This is a genomic window from Rothia similimucilaginosa, from assembly GCF_029850985.2.
GTDB lineage: Bacteria > Actinomycetota > Actinomycetes > Actinomycetales > Micrococcaceae > Rothia.
Map to the genome: position 1 here is coordinate 1,269,562 of NZ_CM138149.1, position 19,667 is coordinate 1,289,228.

The 19,667-nt window shown below is 56.8% G+C and carries 16 protein-coding genes and 1 CRISPR repeat array; of the genes, 5 read left to right on the forward strand and 11 right to left on the reverse strand.

Annotation, left to right across the window (positions count from 1 at the left end; translation table 11 throughout):
* Window positions 1-104: 104 nt before the first annotated feature.
* Window positions 105-635 carry a hypothetical protein gene (locus QFX07_RS05310; RefSeq protein WP_279754581.1) on the reverse strand — a complete coding sequence of 177 codons (531 nt, stop codon included), beginning with the start codon at window positions 633-635 and terminating at the stop codon, window positions 105-107.
* 53 nt (window positions 636-688) lie between these two features.
* A complete protein-coding gene (locus QFX07_RS05315; protein WP_279754582.1) occupies window positions 689-1,096 on the reverse strand; it encodes a hypothetical protein in 408 nt (135 codons plus the stop codon).
* A 140-nt stretch (window positions 1,097-1,236) separates the two neighbouring features.
* Between QFX07_RS05315 and QFX07_RS05320 the strand changes: the two genes are divergently transcribed.
* A complete protein-coding gene (locus tag QFX07_RS05320; RefSeq protein ID WP_279754583.1) occupies window positions 1,237-1,992 on the forward strand; it encodes a nicotinamide mononucleotide transporter in 756 nt (251 codons plus the stop codon).
* A gap of 403 nt (window positions 1,993-2,395) precedes the next feature.
* Here the strand turns inward: QFX07_RS05320 and QFX07_RS05325 are convergent, their stop codons facing one another.
* The 8 genes from QFX07_RS05325 to casA all read right to left on the reverse strand — a co-directional run bounded on the left by QFX07_RS05325 (window position 2,396) and on the right by casA (window position 12,094).
* On the reverse strand, window positions 2,396-3,052 hold the full coding sequence (locus QFX07_RS05325) for a hypothetical protein (RefSeq protein ID WP_279754584.1): 657 nt from the start codon (window positions 3,050-3,052) through the stop codon (window positions 2,396-2,398).
* A gap of 33 nt (window positions 3,053-3,085) precedes the next feature.
* A CRISPR array of direct repeats spans window positions 3,086-5,740; the repeat unit is 29 nt; unit sequence CGGCTCATCCCCGCTCGCGCGGGGAACAC.
* Window positions 5,741-5,834: 94 nt separating this feature from the next.
* Complete coding sequence (gene cas2e / locus QFX07_RS05330; RefSeq protein ID WP_279754585.1) at window positions 5,835-6,173, reverse strand: type I-E CRISPR-associated endoribonuclease Cas2e; 339 nt, start codon at window positions 6,171-6,173, stop codon at window positions 5,835-5,837.
* Window positions 6,170-7,111 carry a type I-E CRISPR-associated endonuclease Cas1e gene (cas1e, locus tag QFX07_RS05335; RefSeq protein ID WP_279754587.1) on the reverse strand — a complete coding sequence of 314 codons (942 nt, stop codon included), beginning with the start codon at window positions 7,109-7,111 and terminating at the stop codon, window positions 6,170-6,172. Before cas1e ends, cas2e begins: the two co-directional genes overlap by 4 nt.
* Window positions 7,112-7,223: 112 nt before the next feature.
* Window positions 7,224-7,904, reverse strand: coding sequence for a type I-E CRISPR-associated protein Cas6/Cse3/CasE (cas6e, locus tag QFX07_RS05340; RefSeq protein ID WP_279754588.1), 681 nt, complete (start codon window positions 7,902-7,904; stop codon window positions 7,224-7,226).
* Window positions 7,901-8,653, reverse strand: coding sequence for a type I-E CRISPR-associated protein Cas5/CasD (cas5e, locus tag QFX07_RS05345; RefSeq protein ID WP_279754589.1), 753 nt, complete (start codon window positions 8,651-8,653; stop codon window positions 7,901-7,903). The genes cas6e and cas5e overlap by 4 nt, the downstream gene beginning before the upstream one ends.
* Window positions 8,653-9,774: a type I-E CRISPR-associated protein Cas7/Cse4/CasC gene (gene cas7e, locus QFX07_RS05350; protein WP_279754591.1), complete on the reverse strand. Its 1,122-nt coding sequence runs from the start codon at window positions 9,772-9,774 to the stop codon at window positions 8,653-8,655. Before cas7e ends, cas5e begins: the two co-directional genes overlap by 1 nt.
* A gap of 27 nt (window positions 9,775-9,801) precedes the next feature.
* A complete protein-coding gene (gene casB / locus QFX07_RS05355) occupies window positions 9,802-10,416 on the reverse strand; it encodes a type I-E CRISPR-associated protein Cse2/CasB (RefSeq protein ID WP_279754592.1) in 615 nt (204 codons plus the stop codon).
* A complete protein-coding gene (gene casA, locus QFX07_RS05360) occupies window positions 10,409-12,094 on the reverse strand; it encodes a type I-E CRISPR-associated protein Cse1/CasA (protein WP_279754593.1) in 1,686 nt (561 codons plus the stop codon). The genes casB and casA overlap by 8 nt, the downstream gene beginning before the upstream one ends.
* A gap of 376 nt (window positions 12,095-12,470) precedes the next feature.
* Here casA and cas3 point away from each other — a divergent pair, with 376 nt between their 5' ends.
* Window positions 12,471-15,620: a CRISPR-associated helicase Cas3' gene (gene cas3, locus QFX07_RS05365; RefSeq protein WP_279754594.1), complete on the forward strand. Its 3,150-nt coding sequence runs from the start codon at window positions 12,471-12,473 to the stop codon at window positions 15,618-15,620.
* A gap of 144 nt (window positions 15,621-15,764) precedes the next feature.
* Here cas3 and zapE read toward each other — a convergent pair whose 3' ends face one another.
* Window positions 15,765-16,814: a cell division protein ZapE gene (zapE, locus tag QFX07_RS05370; protein ID WP_279754595.1), complete on the reverse strand. Its 1,050-nt coding sequence runs from the start codon at window positions 16,812-16,814 to the stop codon at window positions 15,765-15,767.
* A 172-nt stretch (window positions 16,815-16,986) separates the two neighbouring features.
* Here zapE and ybaK point away from each other — a divergent pair, with 172 nt between their 5' ends.
* From ybaK to QFX07_RS05385, 3 genes are all read left to right on the forward strand, one after another.
* Complete coding sequence (gene ybaK / locus QFX07_RS05375; RefSeq protein WP_279754596.1) at window positions 16,987-17,487, forward strand: Cys-tRNA(Pro) deacylase; 501 nt, start codon at window positions 16,987-16,989, stop codon at window positions 17,485-17,487.
* 76 nt (window positions 17,488-17,563) lie between these two features.
* A complete protein-coding gene (gene msrB / locus QFX07_RS05380) occupies window positions 17,564-18,055 on the forward strand; it encodes a peptide-methionine (R)-S-oxide reductase MsrB (protein WP_279754597.1) in 492 nt (163 codons plus the stop codon).
* A gap of 214 nt (window positions 18,056-18,269) precedes the next feature.
* Window positions 18,270-19,535 carry an HRDC domain-containing protein gene (locus QFX07_RS05385; protein ID WP_279754598.1) on the forward strand — a complete coding sequence of 422 codons (1,266 nt, stop codon included), beginning with the start codon at window positions 18,270-18,272 and terminating at the stop codon, window positions 19,533-19,535.
* Window positions 19,536-19,667 lie beyond the last annotated feature (132 nt).

A 19,667-nucleotide genomic window follows, 5' to 3' on the forward strand; every position in this document is an offset into this window, starting at 1 on the left:
GCGATGAGCGGCAATACGGGGCATGGCAAAACCCCCGCCTCCAGCAAAAGCCAGAAGACGGGGGTTCCACACACCCCAACACACGGTGCCGAGGTGACTAAAAATTAGGAGACATACGAGAAGTCAGTGAACAGCAGGTTCTGCAGCTTGTAGCGGCGAATGAAACGAGCCAGCTCCTCATGAGAAACCGGTGCGGTCGGGTTGAACACGCCCGAAGAATCCAGCACGATGTCGTTCGCGCCAGCCCACGCAACGTAACGGTGCAGAGTACCGGCACCGAGCACGTCGCGAAAACGAGAACCAGCAGCCTCGTTCATTTCAGTCAGCTGAACCTCCGCGTTGTACTGGAACAGCACAGCCGCCAGCTCCTCGTGAGAAACCGGTGCGGTCGGGTCAATCTTGTCGCCACCAGTGAGCGGCTCGGTGATCTTGTGGTCACGAGCCCAGTGCAGCGCATTCGCGGTCGGACGGCCTGCCGCACCCGCGAAGGGGGCAACCTCAGAGTTTTCGCTCACACCAGCGTGACCTGCAGCGTGGTTCAGCAGAGCAATAAGCTCCTCATGGGGCACATGGCAGTCCGGCTCAAACGCGCCAGTCTGCGGGTTCGGCATCAGCCACTTCTTCTGGTTCGCCATGCTGATATCCTCAGCGAACGGGTGGCTATCCGGAATATCCTCGAAAGAAGTCTTCAGGTCTTAGTCTCAGCCAAGGGAACACGCGCAGCAATCTGGTGGGTAACCTCCTGACCCCACGGGTCGGAGCAAATATCCAGCCGCAGGGCGTAATCAACGCCCTCACCCTGCATCAGCTCGATGGGGAACTGGTCGCTACCGCTGAAGCTGTCAGCGTCACCGTCAAATTCGGGGGTGAGCGGCCAGGAGCGGAGGGTTTCGAAAGAGTCGTTACGAATGTAGCCGTGGCGTACGGTCAGAGTGGTGCCTTCGCTAAGGAATTCGCGCAGACCGTGTGCAGTGTAGTTCACGGTCATACCGGTTTCAGTGATGGTGGCACGCTGAATAACGAGGCGCCGGCCTTTAGTTTCCTCGGTTGCCGGGGCAAGGTTTGCCGGAAGTTGGTATGGGGTCTGGAGGGGCACAGGGTTTTCTTTGTATCAAGATGCGGAGTCAGTGGGTTTCTGATGTTTTATGTGTGACACGCCGGTTCAAATCCTTTTCAAAGAGTTATTGTTATTGGTACCCTATCACTGTTTCTATATCCTCAACAAAGGAGTTACCCATGGAGGCCAAGGAATTCTCATACGAGAAGGCTCTCCTCTTTTTCGCCAAGTCTAAGTACGCCGACCTTTTCGGCGTAGCACTGGTTATCGCCATCGCAATCGCCTCAGGATACCTGAGCACCAACCTCGCCAAGTACGTTGACTGGGGCCCGATCACGAGCTTCATCCCCCTCGGCTTGATTTCCGTGATTAACGTGGGTATTTCAATGATGTCTACCCGCCTGACCGGCCGCCTCTCAAACGTCGGCAACGTGCTCGGCATTATTAACACGGCGCTGTCTGGCGCGATTGACTATATTCTGGGCAATAAGGCAGCAATCATCACCTACCCGGTGACCTTTATCGTGTACACCTTCGCAATTCGTAGGTGGCAGAACTCCGAACGCGGCAAGGCAATGGAACCACTGACCGGCACGAAGGGGCAGCTGATTATTGGTGGTATTGTGGCCGGTTCGTTCGCGTTCTCCCTGATTGCGAACTATGTCGGTTACGGCGGCAAGACCTCGTTCCTGTTCTGGATCACGACCGTAGTGTTTGGCCTGTCCCTGTCAGCAAACATTCTGAACGCGCTCAAGCTCACGATGCAGTGGCAATTCTGGTTCCTGTACAACACCGTGCAGTGCATCAAGGCGCTGACTCAGGGCAACTTCGCGAACGTCGGCAAGTACATCTTCTACATCATCAACAGCGTGGCGGCGCTCCTGCTGTGGACCCGAAATGGTACCGCAGCCAAGGGTACCGTGGCGGTGGCGTAAGGGGCGGTTCCCTAGTTTTCTAGGGCTGACCTTTCTACCAGCTAATGGATGAGGAGGCCCCTCGACCTGCAGTTTACTGCTGCGGGTCGAGGGGCTTTACCTGTGCCCCGCGAGTGCGGGGAATACGTTGAGCCTCTTTCATTATTGCCCTTAATATAGGACTCATCCCCACTCACGCAGGGCACACGCGAAGCGAGAGAGCTCCCTTCGCGCCGCTGGGGGCTCATCCCCGCTCGCGCGGGGAACACGGTGCGGGTTTGCGGGTGCGTCGTGTGAATGATGATGGGAAGGTGGAGCTGTTTAGTGTGCAGCGTGGATAATTGTGGTGATGTGGATTAGAAGGGTTTGGCCCCGGAGCAGCGTAGGTGCTGTTCCGGGGCCAAACCCTTTTTTTGGGGGGGGGTTAGTTGAGGTCGTAGTTGCTGGTGCGTTCGGGGGTGGGTCGCTTGTCGGCTAGAACCTGCGGGTCGGCGGCGGGGTCGTTGGGTTCGGAGAGTACCCAGTCGGAGCCGTCGGTGCTGGTGAAGGTGCCGCCGTAGCGGGGGAAGGCTTCGCGGTTGTAGACGCAGTAGGCGTTATAAGTGCGTTCCGTGCCGGCTACCGGGTTGATGACGATATCAGTCAGCGTCGGGTTATCGGTGGTGAGGTTGCGCAGGTCGGTGTCCTTGAGTCCTTCGAGTACGTCGGAGGTGACGTAGGGTTCAATATTTTTGAGGAACGTCTCTTTGCTGGCGGAGGCGGTAGCCCATGCCTTGCAGAACTTGGTGACGGACGTTGCAGGGGCGGTGTAGAGCGGCTGGCCGTTCACCTTCGTGCCGCCAATAATGGTGCTGGACGCTTGCGGGGTGGGGCTGCTCGGGGTGGTGGTGGGCGCCTGGTTGTAGATGACGCTGCCGGTGGGGGTGGGGGCACTCGCCGGTTTGGGGTCGGTTTTGTTGGTGAGGATGTAGCCGATGATGAGCAGGGCGAGGACTGCTGCGATGGCTAGCGCGGTGGCGAGTTTGCGGGTGGCGTTGTTGGTGGTGGGTGTCTGGTTTTGGGAGGTGGTGGGGGTGCGCATGGTGGTTTCCTTTCGTTATTTGACGTTAATGTAGGGCTCATCCCCGTTCGCGCGGGGAACACACTAGCGCTGCCGATTAGAGGAATGAGGCTCTCAAGGCTCATCCCCGCTCGCGCGGGGAACACGCATACATTCAAGCTTATTCATTGCGCCGCCCCGGCTCATCCCCGCTCGCGCGGGGAACACTCTTCGCCCCACTCAGAGCTAACGCGCGTGGTCGGCTCATCCCCGCTCGCGCGGGGAACACAGCTCTGGTATCAGAATATGGCTCTGCAGGCTCGGCTCATCCCCGCTCGCGCGGGGAACACTCCTTGCCCTTGAGCTTCTCAACAACCCAGTTCGGCTCATCCCCGCTCGCGCGGGGAACACCAGCTGATTACTGGTACCCATCAGATCGCTCCCGGCTCATCCCCGCTCGCGCGGGGAACACGATGCCTGCGACGGTGATGTCGGCGGTGTAGGCGGCTCATCCCCGCTCGCGCGGGGAACACGAGTACATCATCAAGACCTACGGCGAAGACATCGGCTCATCCCCGCTCGCGCGGGGAACACGTCTCGGTCACCGTCTGGAAGCCTCGCGCGTCCGGCTCATCCCCGCTCGCGCGGGGAACACGGGGATTCCCAAATCCTTGATGAGGGTCTGGTAGGCTCATCCCCGCTCGCGCGGGGAACACTTAATGCACTTTAGAGAACATTTTTTAGTGACCGGCTCATCCCCGCTCGCGCGGGGAACACAGATACGACAGAGGGCTCCAGCACGGTCAATCCGGCTCATCCCCGCTCGCGCGGGGAACACTGCAGTCGGAGCGCCTAGCGATTCTGTGAACTCGGCTCATCCCCGCTCGCGCGGGGAACACATTTTCCAGTACCCCCACGGGTGGGACTATTCCGGCTCATCCCCGCTCGCGCGGGGAACACAGAGTAACGGCTGAGACAACGGTTGCCGCTCTAGGCTCATCCCCGCTCGCGCGGGGAACACGCGGCGGCGTGAACGAACTTCGAGAACTGAATATCCTCATCCCCGCTCGCGCGGGGAACACGTAGCGTCAATAGCCATATTTAATCTCCAAATCGGCTCATCCCCGCTCGCGCGGGGAACACTGTGCAATCGCAGGTATAGGCGGCGGCCTTGTCGGCTCATCCCCGCTCGCGCGGGGAACACGGTCGCCATGACAGAGACAGCGCCGCGCGGGTCGGCTCATCCCCGCTCGCGCGGGGAACACGTCTTAGTTGCCATGTCTGATTTTCTCCAATCCGGCTCATCCCCGCTCGCGCGGGGAACACGCGGCAATAGTGCCAGTGAACGCGCTCTTGAACGGCTCATCCCCGCTCGCGCGGGGAACACTTTCCCACCTGCCCGCTATCCGCATTGTCAATCGGCTCATCCCCGCTCGCGCGGGGAACACGAGGAATGGCTTAGGGGTGGTAAAGTCCACTTCGGCTCATCCCCGCTCGCGCGGGGAACACCATTTTTTGTGTGACGTGCATCATGTGGATAACGGCTCATCCCCGCTCGCGCGGGGAACACCCCATTCCACCAAACCGGCCAGCGTGTCGGTTGCGGCTCATCCCCGCTCGCGCGGGGAACACTTCAAAGTCCATCACCACGGCATTTGTCATCGCGGCTCATCCCCGCTCGCGCGGGGAACACAACCCCTCCGGCGAGCGCCTATACTTCATCACCGGCTCATCCCCGCTCGCGCGGGGAACACTTCCACTGAGCAGACGGTCACCGATGCACCACCGGCTCATCCCCGCTCGCGCGGGGAACACGCTAACATCTCCACTGCCTCCGGCTATGCCGTCGGCTCATCCCCGCTCGCGCGGGGAACACCGTGAGGAGTTCTCCCGCGCCGTCGCGACCTACGGCTCATCCCCGCTCGCGCGGGGAACACATCAGGTGCCGGGCTGACGGGGTCTGCGCCCGCGGCTCATCCCCGCTCGCGCGGGGAACACCCCAGTTTCGATGCCCCCAAGAACCTCTAGTTCGGCTCATCCCCGCTCGCGCGGGGAACACTTCGGGTGCGTTGCGGTTTAGGCGTGCTGCGCCGGCTCATCCCCGCTCGCGCGGGGAACACGGAACTCCATCAAGTGGTTCATTGTCAGTATCCGGCTCATCCCCGCTCGCGCGGGGAACACACGTGTCTAAGGCTGTACCGCCTAAGACCGTTCGGCTCATCCCCGCTCGCGCGGGGAACACGCAGCCCGTAGCGTCGTCAACGCTCTGCCTGACGGCTCATCCCCGCTCGCGCGGGGAACACGAGCCGACACCGCTAAGAGCCTTAGAAACCTGCGGCTCATCCCCGCTCGCGCGGGGAACACCTGAGGTGCTGCGCTCGATCCGCTCTAAAGCTCGGCTCATCCCCGCTCGCGCGGGGAACACTTTGATGCAGGCGTTAAGGCTGTCGGTGCCGTCGGCTCATCCCCGCTCGCGCGGGGAACACTAACGGCGGTAACGCTAGGGGTGCGGTCGGTCAGGCTCATCCCCGCTCGCGCGGGGAACACGGTAAGCTCACCTTGAAGTAAAACGATTATTCCGGCTCATCCCCGCTCGCGCGGGGAACACAGGAGGTTGATTTCCCGGTTGAGCGCGACCTGCGGCTCATCCCCGCTCGCGCGGGGAACACATCACGCCGCGAAGCGTCTCCGCGACGACTTCCGGCTCATCCCCGCTCGCGCGGGGAACACACTTGCTGACATGAGGCTTTACCCACTACATCAGCAAAATAGAATCACTTTGGAGCCAGAGCCTGCATCCAGAATACACGATAAACATTTGTTCCTAACCACGACGAGCACGGCGATACTTACTCGCCTTACTCCACCCAGATTTCGGCACAACTTTACGAACCACCGGACGATAAATCAGCTTAACACCCTCAAAATCGACAGGCTCCCAATCGGCATTATTCACCAGAAACTCAAGCCGCTGCTCATTATCCGCCGGAAACACCATAGTCGCACGACCAGTACCACCCGACTCCAACACACGCGCCCACAACTTCTCACGAATCCTAGCGCTCACACGCCCAACAAATACCCCAGGATTAATCTCCAAAAGCCATTTCGTCAAATCACCACGAAGACTTACAGGACAAGCAGACAACACAATGACAATCATGACTCGTCTCCAGAGAAATTCGCGCGCGCCATAGTACCTCCCGTGTACTCATCCCACAAAAGCATCTCAGTACTATCAAGCATCTCCTCAGGAACCTCCTCAGACAGCAAAAGCCGCTGAATATCCCGCACAACCCGCTCCATCACCTTCTCAGAACGAATACGGTCACGCACCGCCCTACGCGTCACAGACCCAATATCTATCCCCTCCGTATAGCCAGCAACGACCTCAAACGCAGCAGGAATCGTAATCTCCGCCTTATACAAATCAGCAACGTCGTAGACAAAAGACCAAGAATTCCCGGTATGCACAAAACCCAGCCCAGGCGCACACCCCAAAGACACAATCGCCGCATGAACAATCCCATACAACGCAGCATGAGCAGCCGACAACGCCTGATTAATCGGTGACCCATCACCAAAATTATTCGGATCATACTCACGGCGCTCCCACGGAACACCAGTCCGCTCAGACCACTGCCTATACACAGAACGTACCCTAGCACCTTCCCTGCCACGCAACTGCTGCATCGTCAGCTCACTCGTATCCTCACCAGGAAAACGCCACTGATACATCATGCGAGCCACAGCCAAACGGCTCCGCGTATTCGACACCAGCTTCGCCTGAGCAATCAACAGACGCGAAGAACGCGCCACAGACTTACCGCTCGCATAATAACGAACCCCCTGCTCGCCAACCCACACCACCGTAGTACCGCACTCCCCCAACAAAGCCATCGCCTGATGAGTAATACGAGTACCCGGCCCCAACAGCAAAGCGCTCAAGCTCGCAGCAGGGCAATGAACCACGCCCTCTTCCTTCACAAACGTCACCGCACTATCAGCACGGGAAATCGTCGCATGCTCCACATACACAAAACTCAAACGGTCAGAACTACGAAACAGCTCAGACGAGCCCGGAGGAACAGCCCCCTGCATGATCTTCTCCTATGAACATCAGCGTGCCAGCATCGGCACAAAAATATGAGTGAATAAAGAAAGGGCGGGGCCCCATTACACAGAACAGTCCCCCGCCCTTCACCCGCATTACCTAGCGGGACAGAGGCGCCAACGTCAGAAGGCCCATGCCGTACGCCTTTCCCCTGCCCATACCAGAGAGCAAAGACTGACGGAACAGCTCAACATCAGTAATGCGAAGAGCACCTTCAAACAGAGCCTTACGGTGAGTCACCTTACCAACCTTGCCATCAGCATTACGGCGGGCAAATGCAAGATCCTGACGAGAAGAAATCATCGGGCACTCCTCAATATCCTGACCTTCAACACTAGGAATTACTTCAAATCCCCATTGCGGAGCACGCTCACGAATCCACGCTTGCTGCTGGGCAACAGTCACGTGCGGGAACACCTCACGCTTACCCGTCTGCTGATTCGTATGACGCTTCACCGGGTTCGCGGCAAGGCGGAAAGCCCACTCCTGACCGTTCTCCAGCTTCGCCAGCAGACGACCATAATGAGCACTCTCACCAGGGCGAGTCTGCCAACCAGCTTGCTCCACAAGAGCCGAAAAATCAGGCTTCTCAGGGCTCAACATGTACAAAACCGGAGCATGCTGAGACTCATCCAAACGCCACAGAATACGGCTCTCAGAATAGTCCGTATCCGGCGGCAAAGTCGCCATCACGGTAGCATGCATCGCCTGCGGGCTACGCAACAACTTCCACGCGCCACGACGCTGCGGATTAATCATGAAACGAGAAAAAAACGTCATGCTTCCACCACCGCCTTCATATAATCAGGCTCAGAATCCTGGGTAGAAGAGTTCTTTACAGAAGCCCCTTCCTCCATGTTCTGTGCACGCTGATTTTCCTTGATATTTACGAGGACAGGCTCAACCGATACAACCTCACGCGAAGCATACTGACGATGCTCCGAGCTGAAACTCACCGGAATATCCTGAACCAAATCACCACGCTCGCCAGGCAACGCATCACGCAGGATACGCAACACTACCGGGCTCGAAAAATCCTTACGACGATACTCAGGAACCTGCCATTCCAACGAACGCAGAGCCTCTTCAGCGGGCTCCTCACGGATACCCAGGACAAGATCGTAACCAGCCGGGCACGCACGTCGCCCAAGGTACAAAGGATACACAGGCTTCTTCAGCGCAGATTCGATAGTCTCCAGCTGTTCACGTTCACCTTCCAGAGCCACCACAAAAACAGCGTCCGAAAGGTACATACGGGTCGAAAGAGAAGCCGCACCATTCGGGTTCTTAGCCCAATTCTTAGCGGTCTGATAGTCACGAATCAGGGTACCCTGGGCATCCGTACGCACCGCGAACTTCAACGAAACCAAGTCATCAACCGGCTCGTTACGCGAGCGCCCCAGAGCTGCAGCGACCATTCCAATCACGCCAGACTTGCTCGGCTCATGCCCAGCATCACGACGACGGAAACGGCTCTGAATGCCCCATGACTGCAACGGCCCGCTCATCTTCAAGAGCAGGGTAGGCATTAGGACTCCTGAGAGGTGAGAGCAGTCAGCTGAACTTCCAGGGACTCCAACAGACCCTTCAAAGAAACAGACTCGCCAAGACCAGCCAGTTCTTCCTTGAGGTCACCCAAAGCCAGAACATACGAAGCAACAGGCTCGTAACCGTACGCTTCTTCAATATTCTTCGCCTCAGATGCGAGCGCACGAGCAGCAACCACGCGGCGGCCCTCAACCTCCGTAATAGCCTTCTCGAAGGCGTTCACATAGGAGATGGGGCGGTCGTTACGAACGGTGACGATAACAGCGTCAGGCAGGGTGCGTGCAGCGAAAGAGTTCTGCTTACCAGTAGGCATGGAATTGATGAAGGAACGGACAAACGCCAGGGTTGCTTCAACGCTTGCAGAAGCGTCACCCAGATTAGCATTCAGCGCATCCAGGTTGATGTTGGCGTAGCGGTAGAAGGTGCTTGCCGCCATCTCAACGGTACCAATCATGCCCGCACCGGTAGCGTCATCCGAAGAACGAACGACGTCATCCACAGCGGTGTAGTAGTCGAAATCGGGTTCGGAACCGTGAACACTCAGAGCGTGTGCTACCTGGCATGCGGCGTCAACGTTGAAGTCGGCAGCTTCTGCCAGCATGCGACCGAAGAGAGCAATATCAACGCTGTGGTTGGTGTCGAGGATTTCCTTAACATCCTTCGCAACGAGCTTCTCGCCGTTAGCGTCAATGATTGCCTGCGCCAGCTTGTCAATCTGCTGGTTGCTCAGCAGAATCAGGTAGCCAGAAACAGCACGGCCTGCTTCTTCGTCTTCCTTCTTCTTCGGCCTCTCCAGCTTAATCTTTGCCGCCTTGAACGCCTCCACGACAGCCTTTTCAGCCAGGTCAGCATCGAACTCGGGCGCAAGATCCAGGATGCGCGCCACTACCTTGTCAGCAACCAAGCGGGTACGTACACCCAGCTTCGAGCTGTCGAGATGCGATTCAAAATCACGGCGAATAACGGACTTCCAAGCCTGGCTGGAAACACGCTGACGCTGAACGCCGCCAAAGAAAGCGGACTTGGGGCTGCCTGTGTCGTCACGGTTAATGTTCGACGGGGGCAGGGTCTGCAGGGCATGGATATCGACGAAAGTAGTCATGATTTTTCCTTCTTTCAGGAGTGATAGTTACTTAGTGGTTTTGTTCGCAACAGCGCGAACAGGGACGAGCCCGTAGGAGAAGTCACGGTTCCAGCGGTACAGAACCTTCTGCCGCGTCGTGGGCTTCAGAAGGTACATATAGTCAGTCGCGAATCGACCGTAGTCAAACGCAATACCTTCGGAGCGGAGAAGAGTAATCAGGCTACGCAGGTAATACTGGCGAGCGTTCTCCGTCTGAGCAGTCAGCAGAGAATCAAAACGCTTCTTCATCGAAGAAGTAGTCTGACTGACCAAGCGACCGATTGCCTGACCGAAAGAAACACCGGCAACATGCATAGGCTGATTCTGTGCCTGCTGGTGCAGAGCAAAAAGAGTCAAAGCAGTGTATGCAGCATTCTCCGCGTTACTCGGCTGGTCGCCCTTACCACGGTACTCTTCGGGGATACCTTCAGTACCGTCTTCCTTCTCCAGGACGAATCCCCAAAGCTCAGGATGAGCCAAGGGCGGTTCACCCGTTCCCCTGCGAAGCTTCGCCAACTGTGCAGTAGCAGACGAAACACCGCTACTCTTCTGGTGGTAAAGGCGCATCACCTTTGCAGCAATAAACTGCTGCAGATCATTCTGCGCAGTACGGTCACTCATTCGTATCCTCCTGAGGTGAGTGAGAGGTAGAGGCTTGATAAGCCAAAGGGATGATCTTACGCAGACGCGCATGGAGCTGCCGTTCTGCGTGAGCAACACTGTAAAGAACTTCGTTCCCGGAAAGATCCTTACCAAAGAAGCCAAGCATAGCCTTGGATCCTGCGCTATCAATAAGGATGTTCGATTCGTGCTCGATAGCGTTACGCATCAGACGCTGCCATTCTTTCTTCTTGACAGAGATGTCTTCTGCAGCCCCTTGATTCGCAAGCCAGAGGCGGAAAGATCCTTCCATACGGTTAAGTACGGCTTCGGTAGCATCTGCACGGAATTCATATTCCCGGCCTGCGGCACGTAACAAATTACCCGCGAACTGTCCCAGAGCAATTGCCGCGTCCATGGTTGCCTGAATATTTTCACGCACCATCTGGGAGGCACTCACTCCTTCATCAGCCAGCAGAGAAAGCTCAAGGGTCATAGAGTCAGAAATAATGTTCTCAATCACGGCGCTCTGATTGCCGTATTCAACGCCTACCAGCTGAACCTGCACCTCCGCGTCGGTCGGGAAGTACCTTCCCGAACCCAACTGACGAATCACAGGAGCAGGCTTATTCTGCTTTTCCGATTCCGGGGTGAGACGAGTCAGCAGAGCATCAGCACCACGCCACAGAGTGCGTTCAGCCGAATGAGCCTGAGGCATCCACACCTGTTCGGTCTTCGACGACTGGTTCTTGCTGTAGCGATAACCCGTCAGAGGGTCAGTATAGGTATTGCGGTCAAACCACTTGTCGCCGTTAGCAACAAGGACCGAAGTTACGCGCTCACCGTCATGATGCAAGCGGACGCGACGCGACTGCCAGGTCAAAATCTCGCACATACCGCTCGCGGGTACCGGCTGGTCCTTGTATTGAGCCGCGGGACCGCCCGTGTACGCACGCGGTGCTGCAGTATCAGGCTCAGCACGCTCCCATACAGGGAGGTCAAGAGCAAACGACTCATCATCAGTCAGCTGCTCATAATCAAGGCTATACAGCAAGGTTTCCATCATATTGGCGCCGTGAACAATCACCTTGCCAGTGGTACCGTACCAGCCAACACCCAGAGGATAGCCCTTACCACCCTTAACACGGGGGTCACCTACTGCGCCAGATTTAATGCCCGAGTAGTCCCAGGCTTGAATCGTCAGCAGGTAGCGTGCAGCCTCGGCAAAGCTCAGAGAGTCCAAGGTCTTTTCAGCACGAACCGAGAAGTACTCACTCTCTGAGTCCAAAAGCAAACGGCTAACCGGCTTCGTGTCTCCCTTAACCGTATGCAAATCATGCACCTGCATAAAGGGGCGATCACCCCCCACCAGCCAGAAAAGGTCCTTGAAAATTTCAAGGTATCCCAGAACAGCAGCCAGGTTATTAGCGTTGGGCTCGCGCATCTGGCGAATCCAAGGAGCCGCACCACCAAAAGTCTTAACGCCTTCGCTAAGAAAAGTGGCACGCGCAAAGATAATGAGCATAACACCCAAGATTGCAACATCGGTTAGCGGATTATCCGATTGAATTCGGTCAATCTCATACACCCGTTTAAAGAAATCATGGAGTGACAGCTCAGCAACCTCGCCCGTTTTCAGTCGAACCGGGATCCATGCTTCATCAGCAAGATTGAAGCGAGGTTCTTCCAAGCTAGCCATTCTCACTCCTTTCATCATCGAAATCAGCTCACTGTCGAGTGACGAATGAGCAGTCATAAAAATGGTTTCTAGTCCACAATGGGAGTGGACCGTTAATTCAGCCTTGTCAGGGGGCTCTTGGCGGGCCTCCAGTGGCTTGATAATTTCACTATAGGAGCGCCAAGAAGGTTAAGTCAAGCAAATCTACCAATTTATTAATACATTTGATATTTTTAATGTATAGAGTGGAACGGGGAGTAACGAAAAGCAGAATCCCCGCTGACGCAGGGACCACATCAACCAATTTTATAAATACTGGCTCATCCCCGTCTGCTTCGGGGAACATACACCTCGCACCGCACTGAGGCACGCACTAGTCTACCGTCTAAGGAGAATCATGGCACCCGCCCCTGAGTATCTTTCAACACCTGAAACAGCATCATTCTGGGCAAAAACAGGAGACAAGGACTCCCCCACCCACGGTCTCTCCCTTGTTCAACATATGCTCGATGCCGGTTCTGTTGCCACCCGACTCTGGGACACATGGCTCGCGCCCGGTCTGCAGAAACGATTCAGTGAGCATCTCCATCTCTCCGTGGAAGATACGCGCGCGCTCGTATGCTGGCTCGCCGCCACCCACGACATGGGCAAAGCAACCCCTGAATTCTCCGGGCAGCTCGATGCACGACGTGACGAAAACCTCGCGGCGTACCGTCAGCGTATCGAGCAGCAGGATTTTGAGTTCCCCGAAGACCTTGTCACACCCACTAGCGGCTTGCGATGCCCCCACAGTAAATACAGCCAGAGCATCCTCATTCACCTGCTCACCAGCAATATTGAGGGCATGCCGAATGAAGTTGCTGTAACTCTCGCGAGTATCTCCGGCGCGCACCACGGCACACCCGCAGACTACATGCCCGCATCCACTGAATTGAGCAATGTCATTTTAGAGCGCCTCTCCCCCAAATGGCATGCCACCTGGCAGGAACTCTACAACATCACTCTGAAACGCTTTGGCGCATCCTCAGCATTGCAGCAGTTAGCACAGCACGGACAGGCTATCCCCGTCTCCGTGCAATTCTGCATTACCGGTTTCGTCATCATGTCAGACTGGATTGCTTCAAACCCTGATTTCTTCCCCATGGGAACCTTCGGTTCGGCCGAGCAGGAACAGCGAGCGCGCATCGGTTGGCAGGCGCTCGGGCTTGAACAGCGCTGGACCGCCGCACTGGATACCAACCCCGACACCCCTGCAGCTGATCTCTATACTTCCCGTTTTGGGTGGCAGAATCCCACCCTACGCCCAATGCAGGAAGTCGTAGTCGAAGCGGCACGCTCCATGCAAAGCGGCGGCATGATGTGCATCGAAGCACCCATGGGTCAGGGCAAGACCGAAGCTGGCCTCATCGCTGCCGAGTTCCTTGCACAGGCAGCCGGTCGTACCGGTGTAGCCTTTGCTGCACCAACTCAGGCGACTTCTAATGCCCTCTTTGACCGTGTTATCGAATGGGTGGAATACCAGACAGCCGATGTAGCGCAAGGACACGGCGGACCTATTGAGCCGCATTCCATGTTCCTGGGTCATTCTAAGAACCGCTTCAATAAGTCCTATGAGGCGCTCTCCAAGGCAGATATTTTTGACGAGTCTTCTGCCCCCGAGCGAGAAAATAACCGAAAAACGCTACGCCCCGGAACATCTCTCGCCCGGCACAGCTGGCTCAGCAGCACGAAGAAGGGGCTTCTCTCCAGCTTCGTTGTGTGCACCATCGACCAGGTTCTCATGACCGCCCTGCAAGCACGGCATGTAATGCTCCGATACCTTGGCCTTGCGTCTAAGGTTATCATCATTGACGAGGTTCACGCCTACGATGCGTATATGAGCCGGTATCTCTCTGCTGCGCTCTACTGGCTGGGTCAGATGAATGCGCCCGTCATTCTCATGTCCGCAACCCTGCCGTCAGCTACTCGTGATGATCTCATGGAGAGCTATGCCAATGGTCTAAAAATTGGGGCGGAGCCACAGCACAAGGCACCTGCATCTTCATCGGCGCCCCAGAATGACATGATGGCGCGAATGATGGCGAATATTGCGAAAAATCAGACACCTTCAACGCCTGCCGTGACTGAAAATTCTCCTCTTGATTTGGATTACCCCGTCATTCACACGCTCACCGCCGAAGATAACGGAACACCTAAGAAATGGAAGGTTGAACAACCCGTAGAGCAAACCGAAATCGAGTTGAAGCTCATTGATGACAGCCCCGAAAGCGTCCTGAAGGTACTCGAACCGCTCGCCAATGACCACGGATGCGCCGCAGTCATCTGCAACACCGTTGGACGAGCCCAGGAAATACACGCATTCCTGAGTGAACAGTTTGGTGAAGAGCATGTAATCCTCACCCACTCTCGCTTTACCGCCACGCACCGCACCGAGCAAGAAGAACTTCTTGTCTCAAAGCTCGGCAAGAAAGCGCACTACAGCGAAGCTGACGGGGAGGATTCCTCACGCCCGCACAGCCTCATTGTGGTGGGTACGCAGGTCATCGAGCAGTCGCTTGACCTGGACTTTGACGTAATGATTACCGACTTCGCGCCGGTCGACCTGGTACTTCAGCGCATGGGACGTCTACACCGTCACGATAGCCGCAACAACTCAGAACGCACCCCCGCATACCGCAAGCCGGTGTGCTACGTGCGAGGAGTTGAAACTTTCGGCTCACACATTGAGGCACCCGACTTCCCTCGTGGATCGAAGGCAGTCTATGAGCCGATGATTCTGCTCAGCAGCTACGCACAGCTACTCCCCCACTTCGAGGGTGAACCTATTCTAATTCCTACGGACATTAGTCCTCTGGTACAGAAGACCTACCAAGAAAATACATCTGCTGAGATTCCTAGTGCTTGGGCAGAAGTCTACGAGAGCGCCAAGCAGGAGTGCGATAAGGTTAAGGAACAAGCCAAGGTCCGAGCTAAAGGCTATCTACTCTGTGCACCTGATGGTGACCAGCACACCATGGCGGACTGCATGAAACGTCTCCTTAAGCCTGATGACTTGCGATTCTCCGACGAGCAAATCGGTGAGGCGAAGGTTCGCGACACCGATGCATCCCTGGAAGTTATCGCAATCGTTGTAGAACGGAACCAACCGGGCAATACCAAGAGCGCGATTAAAAGCTACTGGCTCTTGCCCTCTATCAACGGCACAGACGAGGCTGGTTCTCTCCGCTTTGACGCTTCAGCCGATGATCCACCGACTTACTGGCAGAGCATGCAACTTGCGGCTTCATCGATTCGACTCCCCTACCAGTACTCAGATGCACCCAACCACCGTATCAAGGGTGGGAAACTCCGATTCGACGCCGCGCTCGACCAGCTAGAAAAGGAACGCATCGAGAACTGGCAGAAGTCATTCATGCTGGAGGGGCAGCTCATCCTGCCCTTCGAAGAAGTCGAAGCAGGCGTGTACTCGTATGCCCTCTGCGATTACGAGCTGGTGTATAGCACCCAGCTAGGCTTGCAAAGCTTCAAGCTTGATAACGAAGACTAGCCAAAACAAACAAAGACCCCCTCCGAATCCTCTCGTGGAGCATCCGGCGGGGGTCTTTACTATATAAACTTTTCGGCGCGATTCACACTACACGGTTCACGCTACGGGATTCACGCTGCCCAGTTTTGCAGCGCCAAGCCGCGGCTACTCAGATTCGCCGAGCATGCCCTCACGAGCCAACGCCGTCAAACGAGACACCGCACGGAAATACTTCTTCTGATAACCACCAGCCAGCATCTCCTCAGTAAACACCTTGTCAAAAGGCACACCCGAAGAAACAATCGGCAGGTCCTTGTCATACAGGCGGTCAGCCAACACCACAAAACGCAGCGCCACCGACTGCTCAGTAATCGGGTGAACATCACGCCACGCAATACCATCCAGGCCATCAATCAGCTGACGGTAACGCGACGGGTGCACCTTCGCCAGGTGCTCCACCAGGTCAGCGAAGTTATCAACGCCAACAGTCTGGCCGCCGAACACTTCCTCAACCTTCGCATCAAACGCATCATCAGCAACAGGCTCCGGCGCGGCAGGCAGGCCACGGTGACGGAAATCCTCACCATCCACACGGTGCACCTCAAACTGCGAAGCAAGCACCTGAATCTCACGCTTAAAATCCTCAGCCGCGAAACGGCCCTCACCCAGTGCACCAGGCAGCGTGTTTGAGGTCGCCACAAGCTTCACGCCAGCATCCGCCAGCTCACGCATCAGACGAGACATGAGCACAGTATCACCCGGATCATCCAGCTCAAACTCGTCAATACACACCAGCTTGTAGCTGCTCAACGCCTCAACCGTCTTACGGAACGTCAACGCACCCACCAGGTTCGTGTATTCCACAAAAGTACCGAACGCCTTCGGGCCATCCACGTAATGCCACAGCGACGCCAACAGGTGAGTCTTACCCACACCAAAACCGCCGTCAAGGTACAGGCCAGCCTTCGTCGCATCCTTCTTCTTGCCACCAAATAGGCGACCAAAGAAACCGGCACCAGCACCGCCACCATTAATCTTGTCGCCAAAATCCTTCAGCTTCTGCACGGCCTCAGCCTGCGACGGCTGATTCGGGTCGGGAATATAGCTATCAAAAGACACTTCACCAAAACGCTCAGAGGGTCGGAAACCCGCCAGCAACTCATCAGCAGAAACGCGAGGGATGCGGTCGGTCAAGTGTACGGTCGTGGTGGGCACAAAAACTCTTTTCTTCAGTGACGGCGATGTGACATTCGCTTTAAGTGTAGTACTGTCTAACACCCCGCGTGAGCCTCATGAGTTGCCCGCCACATTACGGGCATGAGGAGGGGCGGCGGGAGGATCACAAACGCACCCCACAGTGCATGGTGACTTCCGTAAAATGGTGTCTATGGCTAAGAAAACTAAAGGTAAGAAGAGTGGCGCAGCAACCGCCGCCGTAGCGTTGCTGACCGAGACGAATACCCCCTTCCAGATGCGCGAATACGAGCACGTTGAGGGTGTCACCTCCTTCGGTGAAGAGGCCGCGAAGAACCTCGGCGCCTCCGAGGAACAGGTGTTCAAGACCCTACTGATTGTGCACGAGAAGGATTTCGCGGTCGCAATCGTGCCGGTGTCTGGCAAGCTGAACATTAAGGCAGCCGCCGCTGCTCTGGGGTGGAAGAGCGCCTCCATGTGCAACCCGAAGGTCGCTGAGCGCCGCACCGGCTACGTGGTGGGCGGTATTTCTCCGCTGGGTCAGAAGACTCCCTCCCCCACCCTGCTGGATGAGTCTGCGCAGCTTTTTGACACGATTATGGTCTCTGGCGGTAAGCGCGGCCTGGATGTTGAGCTCGCCCCAGACGACCTACTGAAGCTGACCAACGGCAAGTACGCTGATATCCGCGCGTAGCGGGAATAATCCGCCCAGCCGCGGCGTTATGTGAGCTGTAAGAGCCTGAGCATGAGAGCAAACTGAAGGAGTCATGATGGGCAACTCATTACCCGGCGTGGGTGCTATCGCTAAGAACTGGCGTGAAGTTCTCAAGCCTGAAGAATACGCTGTTCTACGTGAGGGCGGCACCGAGCGCGCATTCACCGGCGAATACTGGAACACCCACACGGAGGGTGTGTATTCTTGCCGTGCTTGCGGTACGGAGCTGTTCCGTTCTGGTGAGAAGTTCGATTCGCATTGTGGTTGGCCGTCGTTTTTCGCGCCGCTGGCCGAGGATCGTGTGCGTTACCTGGAGGATACGACGTTCGGTATGCGCCGTGTGGAGGTGCGTTGCGCCGCCTGCGATTCGCATCTGGGTCACGTGTTTGAGGGTGAGGGTTACCCAACTCCAACGGATTTGCGATATTGCATCAATTCGGTGTGTCTGACGCTGACCCCGGCTGGTGAAGCACAGCCCGGTGAGGCCCCGGCTGGTGATGCTCCGGTTGACGAGGCGCCAGCTGACGAGGCGGAAACCGCCGAATAAAGCCCGGCGATAACCCCCAGCAGGCACGCCGGTGAACCCCTTATTGTGAGTCTCTCTAAAATTCGAGGCTTTAAGCTCGGGCGGGTAAAATGGCGTAGTGCCTTCGCGGGCACGCTACCCCGCCCGGGCTCGTATTTACTCGGGCATGGGCCACCCGGGCATCTGGCGCATCGTATGGGCGCGTCGAACCAGACAGAGGAAAAGGATTGAGTGCATGAGTACCGCAGCTGAACAGAATGCCGCAGGCACCCCTCAGCTGACCCTTCACGGTATCGAAGTCCCTGACGTTGTTCCTCTGGAGACCCCTTCCTCACCGATTCCGACTCTCATCACCACTGAGAGCGGCCTGCGTCGTGCCGCTGAACAGTTGGTGGCGGCGTCCGGCCCGGTGGCTGTTGATACGGAGCGTGCCCAGGGCATCCGCTACGGTTCACGTGCTTTTTTGGTGCAGCTTAAGCGTGAAGATCAGCTGTACTTGATCGACCCTGAGGCGTTTAAGGATTTGCGCATTATTAACGATGCCCTGGCGGATGCTGAGTGGGTTATTCACGCCGCAATTCAGGACTTCCCGAGCCTGGATATGCTCGGTATGCGCCCGAACCGTCTGTTTGATACGGAGCTTGGTGCGCGTCTTGCCGGTCTGGAGCGCGTGAACCTGGGTGCAACCGTTGAGGAGCTGCTCGGCTATAAGCTGGCGAAGAAGCACTCGAAGGAAGATTGGTCGCGCCGCCCCCTGCCGGAGTCCTGGCTGAACTATGCACTGCTGGACGTTGACGTGCTCATTGATTTGCGTGACGCATTGGAGGATTTGCTCCGCCAGCAGGGTAAGCTACAGTACGCCCTGGAGGAGTTTGAGTACCTGTGCAAGACCCCGGTGAAGAATCCTGCGGATCAGCCGGAGCGTTGGCGTAAGACGAAGGGCCGCACGATGCTGCGTTCGGTCAAACAGCTGACGGCACTGCGTAACCTGTGGCATGAGCGTGACTCGCTGGCGCGTAAGAAGGACGTTGACGCGAAGCGTCTGCTGCCTGACTCTGCGATTGTGGAGGCGGCACGCACCATGCCGCGTAACGTTCCCGCCATCATGGCGATTCCCGGTTTTCAGACGCGCGGTCTGCGTCGTGAGGGCCCGCGCTGGGTGCGTGCTATTGCCGCGGCGGCACGCGGCGAGAACGCCGTACCGTTCACTTTGCCGTCGACTGCCCCGCCACCGTTGAAGGCGTGGGAGTCCAAGCGCCCCGAAAACTTGATGCTGTTCACCGAGGTTCGTCATGCCATTGATGAGCTCTCGGAGAAGCTGACTATTCCGGCGCAGAACCTGATCACGACCGATTATGTTCGCCGCCTCTGCTGGGAGCCGCCAACTCGTTTTGATGAGCAGACCCTGCGGGGTGCACTCGCCGAGTACGGTGCGCGTTCGTGGCAGACGGGTCTGGTTGCCCCCGTGATTGCACCGATTTTTGCCCGCCATCTAGGGTAGCTTTCACTAATGCTAAATAGACGTGTGCCGGTTGGGTGTGTTGCTGATGCGCCCACCCGACCGGTATTTTGTGTGCCTCGGAAGTTTGCCTCAGAAATTTGTGTCGGGAGCAATACAAACCAAGCTTAGCCT